Source organism: Halovulum sp. GXIMD14793, assembly GCF_054457435.1.
Genome location: NZ_JBTLNE010000007.1, coordinates 75,874 through 82,064 on the forward strand (window position 1 = coordinate 75,874; position 6,191 = coordinate 82,064).

Sequence of the window (6,191 nt, forward strand, 5' to 3'; positions counted from 1 at the left end):
CCTGTAGTCAGAGCCATGGAAAAACAGTCTGAACGTATTGCCAAGCGGCTGGCCCGCGCCGGTGTCGCCTCGCGCCGCGGGGCAGAGCAGATGATTGCGGATAGCCGCGTGACAGTAAACGGCACCAGAATCGACAGCCCGGCGCTGAACGTGACCGAAACGGATCGCATCACCGTCGATGGCAAGCCGCTGGCCGCGCCTGAACCGGTGCGGATGTGGCGCTATCACAAACCATCAGGTCTGGTGACCAGTGCCGCGGATGAGAAAGGCCGGGCCACGGTGTTCGATCGGTTGCCCGCCGAAATGCCGCGGGTGATGAGTGTCGGGCGGCTGGATCTGAACTCCGAAGGGTTGCTGCTGCTGACCAATGATGGCGAGACAAAGCGGCGGCTTGAACTGCCATCGACCGGTTGGGCGCGGCGGTATCGCGTCAGGGCCAAGGGGCGGCCATCGGATACAGACCTTGCCCCCTTGCGCAAAGGGCTGGTGCTGGACGGCGAACGCTTTCGCCCGATGGAGGTGCAGATCGACACGCAGCAGGGGGCCAATGTCTGGCTGACCATTGGTCTGCGCGAGGGTAAGAACCGCGAAATCCGCCGCGCGCTTGAGGCTTTGGGGATGCAGGTCAGCCGTCTGATCCGCATTTCCTACGGGCCGTTCCAACTGGGGGAATTGCCCCGCGGCGCGGTTGAGGAAATTCGGCCGAAAGTGTTGCGCGACCAGCTTGGCATCATCCGTACACCGGCCCAAAAGCCCGAGCCTGCGCCCGCGAGCCCCCGATCCCGCAGGATGAAACGCAAGCCGTCCTGACCCTGCTGCGGTCCGTTGTTTGGTCTCGGAAGTGGCATGAAACGGGTCGCCTGGTGCCGACCGTGCCACCTATTCGACGGACTGATATCCATCGAAAGGACAGGCTATGAATCTAGTAGACAAAACCATCATCGTCACCGGTGCCAGCAGCGGGATCGGTGCAGCAGCGGCAATGCTGTTTGCGGATCACGGAGCTAAGGTTGTTTTGGGCGCGCGCAGGGAGGCTGAACTCAACGCGCTGGTTGCTAAGATCACGCAAAACGGCGGGCAGGCGGTGTGCCTGGCAGGTGACGTTACCGATGAGGGGTACAACAAGGCCTTGGTCGATTTGGCCGAGCAGCGTTTCGGCGGTCTGGATGGTGCGTTCAACAATGCGGGTATCACGGGCAATATGGGCGCGATCCCTGACATGGAAAGCACGAACTGGCACAAGGTGATATCTGTCAATCTGGACAGTGGGTTTTATGCCGCCAAACATCAGGTTCCGGCGCTGCGGCGTCGGAAGGGCGGCTCTATTGTATTCACCTCCTCCTTTGTGGGGCATACGATTGGGTTGCCGGGAATGGGGGCCTATGCGGCAGCCAAGGCGGGACTGATTGGCCTGACGCAGGTGTTAGCAGTGGAACACGGGGCAGAGAATATCCGTGTGAACGCTCTTTTGCCGGGTGGCACGATGACACCAATGGCGGGCACGGATGCAGGTTTTCATGAGGTGGTGCGCGGGTTCCATGCCCTGAAACGGATGGCGGACCCGGCTGAGATTGCCCGGGCGGCCCTGTTTCTGTTGTCAGACCATGCTTCTTTCGTGACCGGTAGCGCGATGCTTGCAGATGGCGGAAACTCAATCAGCAAGCTCTAGCGGAGACGGTGCATCTGGCAAATCCTACTTCGGCTTTCGGTCTGAGGGCGCCGCATATCACCGCGCAATGTCCCGGTGATATGCAATCAGCGCGGGCCGGACGTTAGCCACGTTTGATTTCACAATCTGCTATCTTGATAGGTGACGCGGCAGATGGCCTGTCTATGCTAAATCTAACGCCCGCAAAAAACTGCCAGCCCTACCGCTCAAACCCGGCCCGGACCGCGTTTTGCACCCGTTCAGCAACCAGACCGGGCAGGTTGGCCGTAAGAGCATCATCATAGAGCGCTTTCACCTCGGGCCGCAGGTCCGGATGCTGCACTGCCAGGGCGCGATAGGCGCTGTAAGCCCAGCCTTGAACAATCACGGTCTGGTCGGAAAGGCAGTCATCCAGAAAGGCGCGGGTTTCGGTGATGCAATCGCCGGGGATGCGCAGATGGGGCAGGGTTTGCAGCAGTTCCAGCCGGGCGGTCCAGTCGGTCAGGTGCCGCCACCCTGTCAGCAGTTCGCGTATCTGGGGCAGGGGCATGGATTTACCGCGCTCACAATACATCCTTAGCAGGCGGGCGGCTGCAGCCTCCTGCCTGGGCGATTGCAGGGCGGTGATCAGCCGTTGCACGAAGGATACCCCGCGGGAGTGCCGCTCGTAAATGGTTTGGATCACATCTGTGGCGCGGCCATCCCATTGCGTCAGTTCACTTTCAAGGCTCATCACTTACCCTTCAGCATTGCCATGCAGCTGCGGGCGATACCCGGCAGCCAGCGCGGCGCATGTAGTTTGCGGCGTCAGCACCGGCACCGGGGCACGCGGTGTTTTGATCCCCGGCAGATAGCCATCGGCTGACCAGGGATGCAGAAGACCACGCTGCCACAGGCAGGGGACGCCATCGATTTCGACAAAGCTAGCCTCGGGCAGGTTAAGAACCGGTTCATACCGCCGCTCGGCCAGTCTTTCCTTGTGCAGCAGCGCATCCATATCGGCGGCTCGGGCGCGGCCGGGCAGGGGAAAGGCGTGGGCGAACTCCAATGCCCGGGCGCGCTGACATTCGAAACACGGGCGGTGCCCGGCGGCCAAAGCAGACGCCTCGTCAAGAAAGAACAACTCGGTATAGCCGTCGCCCATTACCTCGCGGTGTCGATCCTTGAACGCCAGCACGCAGATGATCCATTGTTTCGAGGCCCACCGGCGCACGATCTGTTTGTTCTGATGTATCCGCCCGCCGCGATTGCCCATGCGCGTGCCCCGCCAGGTGTCGGCAACAATCGCGCCGTCCGGGCGAACGCGGTTCTGCAAAGGTCTGGACAAGCGGGCCTCCGACGTTTTGGATCATCACCATGAAGATCATCGACCACCCGTCGCCCAACTGCAATGCGCGCCGTCATGGCGGACCGCCGGACATGGTGGTCCTGCACTACACGGCCATGGCCACGCCTGAGGCGGCGCTTGAGCGGCTATGCGCGCCCGAATTTGAGGTGTCCGCCCATTATTTGATCGGCGAGGATGGGCAGCTGTGGCAACTGGTGGATGAGGCTGATCGGGCCTGGCATGCCGGGGCGGGGCAATGGGGGGATGTGACGGATGTCAACTCGCACGCCATCGGTATCGAACTGGCCAATCCCGGGGAGGATGCGTTTGAAGCCCCGCAAATGCAAAGGCTTGAGGGGTTGCTGGCGGATATTCTTGAGCGCTGGTCCATTCCGCCCGAGCGAGTGATCGGCCATTCCGATATGGCCCCGGATCGCAAGTCGGATCCCGGCCCGCGCTTTCCCTGGCGTCGCCTGGCAGAGGCTGGCCTGAGCGTCTGGCCCGAGGCGGCGGCGTCTGCTGATCCGGGCAGTTTTGCCGACCACGCGCATGAGTTTGGCTATCGCGCGGCCTCAGACCATCTGCTGCGCGCCTATCAGTTGCGCTTTGCGCCCCAGCGATTGGGACTGCCCTTGCGGCCCGAAGATGCCGCCGCCATGGCCAGCCTTGCCCGGCGATATCCGGTGTGCGGCAGGTGCAAGGGTATGTGACCGCCTTGACCCCGTGCCACGAAGTCCATATCTGGGCGGCTGCGGATGGCTGGATGGCTGCGGGCTTCGGTCCGAGGAAAGTCCGGACTCCTTGAAGAAACGGCGCCGGGTAACGCCCGGCCGGGGAAACCCGAGGGATAGCGCCACAGAGAACAGACCGCCCTTGTGTTTCGCGTGCGAAACGCGCGGGTAAGGGTGAAACGGTGCGGTAAGAGCGCACCGCGGGGCTGGTAACAGCCCCGGCATGGCAAGCCCCGCCGGGAGCAAGGCCAAATAGGGATCGCGTGGGCCGCAAGGCCCGGGGGCGCTTCACCCCCAGCAGATCCGGGTTGGCTGCTTGAGGCTGTCGGCAACGGCAGTCCCAGATGAATGGTCATCAGGGCGCAAGCCTTACAGAATCCGGCTTACAGGCCATCCGCAATTTGCTACTTTCAGACTTAAATTGAAATGCGGGTCCAACAGATGTCGCTGAACGACAAGCTAAGGCTGGTGATTGAAGCATATCTGCGCCGGGTTGCGACCGGTCTTGATCTTTTTAGAAGCCAAATCGGCGAAACACACCCTTTGCACTCATGGCGATCTGGTCATTTACTTCAGAAGGGCCGTCTTGGGGAAAATTTAGGATACGAGTTTCACGGCGTTGGTTGCGCGTTTACCTTTCCCGATTGCCGTGTCGACTTCGATTTCGGCCCTGACGGGCGAACCGATGGATTTGATGTTTGGCGGCTCGGCCTGTTTGTTGACAGCTGCCCTCAGAATTTTCCCTATTACGCCTCACAAAGCGCTCTTGAGAACGACTTTTCAAGCGCGGTTGAGGCACGAAGGATCGTCAAGCTTGAGCGAGCAAACTGTAATTTGTACTATCTGAATTCAGAGCGGTAGGCGCGTTGAAGATGAGTGCTCGCTTCCCGGCTACGCCGAAACCAGTCGAGCGGATATGCAAAAAGACCTTCACAAGATGACGTGATCAGACGCTTGACCCCGATCGCGATAGTTCGTAGATGACCTTTATGTGTATGGGCAGCTTTCTCCGACGATGATCACCAGCGCTCCCCTAGGGGATGACTGATCCCGCTGTGTTTGGCGCAGCGACCGCACATGACTTCATAAAATGGAATAGAACGATGGCGACGAAAGTTTTTGTCGATGGCGCAGTCGGGACAACCGGACTGCAGATTGAGGCCCGGTTGCATGGCTGCACGGATATCGAACGGATCGTGCTGGCGGAAGAAAACCGCAAAGATGCGGCGGCAAGGGCCGAGGCCTTGCGCCAAGCGGATATTGCCATCCTGTGTTTGCCGGATCAGGCCGCGCGGGAAGCGGCAGAGCTGGTCGCCGGACAAGATACCCGTTTGATCGACGCGTCAACGGCGCATCGGACGCATCCTAACTGGGTGTTCGGCTTTCCCGAATTGACGGCGACCCAGCGCGGCGCGATTGCCGACGCCCGCTATGTCAGCAATCCCGGATGCCATGCCATTGGCGCGATTTCCCTGATCCGCCCGTTGCGGGAAGCTGGCTTGATGGCCGCTGATCAGCCTATAAGCATCCAAAGCCTCAGCGGATATTCCGGTGGTGGCAAGGCAATGATCGCTGAGTTTGAGGGTGCTGACGGACCTGATGGCTTCATCTATGCCACAAGCCAATCGCATAAACACCTGCCGGAAATCTGCAAACACGGGCTGCTGGATCGCGTGCCGGTGTTTTCCCCAACTGTTGGAGGTTTCGCCCAAGGCATGGTGCTGCAGGTGTTCCTGCATCTTGATCAGTTGCCGGGTGGCCCCAGCCGCGCTGACCTGCACGCTGTGCTTGCTGCACATTATGCGGGCGGCGGGGATGTTCATGTCGCAGGGCTTGAAGATGAACCGGTACGCCTTGATCCGCAGGCGCTGAACGGCACGAACGATATGAAACTCTATGTGCTGGGCAGCGCAGGGCAGGGCACCGTGGTTCTGGCTGCTGTCTTGGACAACCTTGGCAAGGGGGCGTCGGGGTCCGCCGTGCGCAATCTGAATCTTATGATTGGAGGCTAAGGGCTAAGCAGGCTATCTGCAGTATTGCAGAAGGGCCGGTATGCAGTTGGCGCCGCGCGCGCCAGCTTTGCCTTTCTCCATCAGTACATTCAGAAATAAGCCCTCATAGACGTTTGAGGGCTTGGAAACACAGACATAGTTTTCACTGAAATCAGCCCCGAACTTTCGATGAGGTACGTCACGCGCTGCAATGTCGCGGGGCATTTTTCGGCCAGCGCCGAGATGTTGTTCCAGGGAACCGGGTCGTAAACCGGGAATGACAGCACATAAAGCGCGTGCTTTTGCTGGACCAGATATGGATGCCGATTGACGCCCCAAAGCACCGATTGCCCCTCGGGCTTAGGCATCCGTGCCAGAGCGCCGTCCTTGAAATCTGAATCGGTGGGATTCCCACGATGCGGATTTTGTGATTCACTATATTTGGAGGTGGAACATGGGCAAATCGCTATCACTGGATATTCGGGAGCGTGTCG

Annotated in this window: 8 protein-coding genes and 1 other RNA gene; 6 read left to right on the forward strand and 3 right to left on the reverse strand. The window is 60.1% G+C overall.

The window, feature by feature from the left end; genetic code table 11:
- Positions 1-15 precede the first annotated feature (15 nt).
- Positions 16-810 (forward strand): pseudouridine synthase, encoded by a 795-nt coding sequence (locus ACW9UQ_RS02915; protein ID WP_458929494.1) that lies wholly within the window; start codon positions 16-18, stop codon positions 808-810.
- Positions 811-916: 106 nt separating this feature from the next.
- Entirely contained in the window at positions 917-1,669 is a 753-nt protein-coding gene (locus ACW9UQ_RS02920; protein ID WP_458929495.1) for an SDR family oxidoreductase, read from the forward strand.
- Between the two features lie 199 nt (positions 1,670-1,868).
- On the opposite strand, the gene ACW9UQ_RS02925 is transcribed toward ACW9UQ_RS02920, so the two are convergent.
- Both ACW9UQ_RS02925 and ACW9UQ_RS02930 read right to left on the reverse strand, forming a co-directional pair.
- Positions 1,869-2,381, reverse strand: coding sequence for a hypothetical protein (locus ACW9UQ_RS02925; protein WP_458929496.1), 513 nt, complete (start codon positions 2,379-2,381; stop codon positions 1,869-1,871).
- 3 nt (positions 2,382-2,384) lie between these two features.
- Positions 2,385-2,975 carry a hypothetical protein gene (locus ACW9UQ_RS02930; protein ID WP_458929497.1) on the reverse strand — a complete coding sequence of 197 codons (591 nt, stop codon included), beginning with the start codon at positions 2,973-2,975 and terminating at the stop codon, positions 2,385-2,387.
- Between the two features lie 29 nt (positions 2,976-3,004).
- Here ACW9UQ_RS02930 and ACW9UQ_RS02935 point away from each other — a divergent pair, with 29 nt between their 5' ends.
- The 4 genes from ACW9UQ_RS02935 (at position 3,005) to argC (ending at position 5,718) form a co-directional block, all read left to right on the forward strand.
- A complete protein-coding gene (locus ACW9UQ_RS02935; protein ID WP_458929498.1) occupies positions 3,005-3,685 on the forward strand; it encodes an N-acetylmuramoyl-L-alanine amidase in 681 nt (226 codons plus the stop codon).
- A gap of 41 nt (positions 3,686-3,726) precedes the next feature.
- An RNA gene (gene rnpB / locus ACW9UQ_RS02940) (RNase P RNA component class A) lies at positions 3,727-4,108 on the forward strand.
- Between the two features lie 39 nt (positions 4,109-4,147).
- Entirely contained in the window at positions 4,148-4,567 is a 420-nt protein-coding gene (locus tag ACW9UQ_RS02945) for a DUF6896 domain-containing protein (protein WP_458929499.1), read from the forward strand.
- Positions 4,568-4,809: 242 nt separating this feature from the next.
- On the forward strand, positions 4,810-5,718 hold the full coding sequence (gene argC, locus ACW9UQ_RS02950; protein ID WP_458929500.1) for an N-acetyl-gamma-glutamyl-phosphate reductase: 909 nt from the start codon (positions 4,810-4,812) through the stop codon (positions 5,716-5,718).
- Between the two features lie 89 nt (positions 5,719-5,807).
- Here the strand turns inward: argC and ACW9UQ_RS02955 are convergent.
- Positions 5,808-6,191 (reverse strand): hypothetical protein (locus ACW9UQ_RS02955; protein ID WP_458929501.1); only part of this gene is annotated, 384 nt, incomplete at its 5' end.

Coding starts and splice junctions, on each gene's coding strand:
- ACW9UQ_RS02920 (WP_458929495.1), top strand. CDS start 917: ATGAATCTAGTAGACAAAACCATCATCGTCACCGGTGCCAGCAGCGGG.
- ACW9UQ_RS02925 (WP_458929496.1), bottom strand. CDS start 2,381: ATGAGCCTTGAAAGTGAACTGACGCAATGGGATGGCCGCGCCACAGAT.
- ACW9UQ_RS02945 (WP_458929499.1), top strand. CDS start 4,148: ATGTCGCTGAACGACAAGCTAAGGCTGGTGATTGAAGCATATCTGCGC.
- ACW9UQ_RS02915 (WP_458929494.1), top strand. CDS start 16: ATGGAAAAACAGTCTGAACGTATTGCCAAGCGGCTGGCCCGCGCCGGT.
- argC (WP_458929500.1), top strand. CDS start 4,810: ATGGCGACGAAAGTTTTTGTCGATGGCGCAGTCGGGACAACCGGACTG.
- ACW9UQ_RS02935 (WP_458929498.1), top strand. CDS start 3,005: ATGAAGATCATCGACCACCCGTCGCCCAACTGCAATGCGCGCCGTCAT.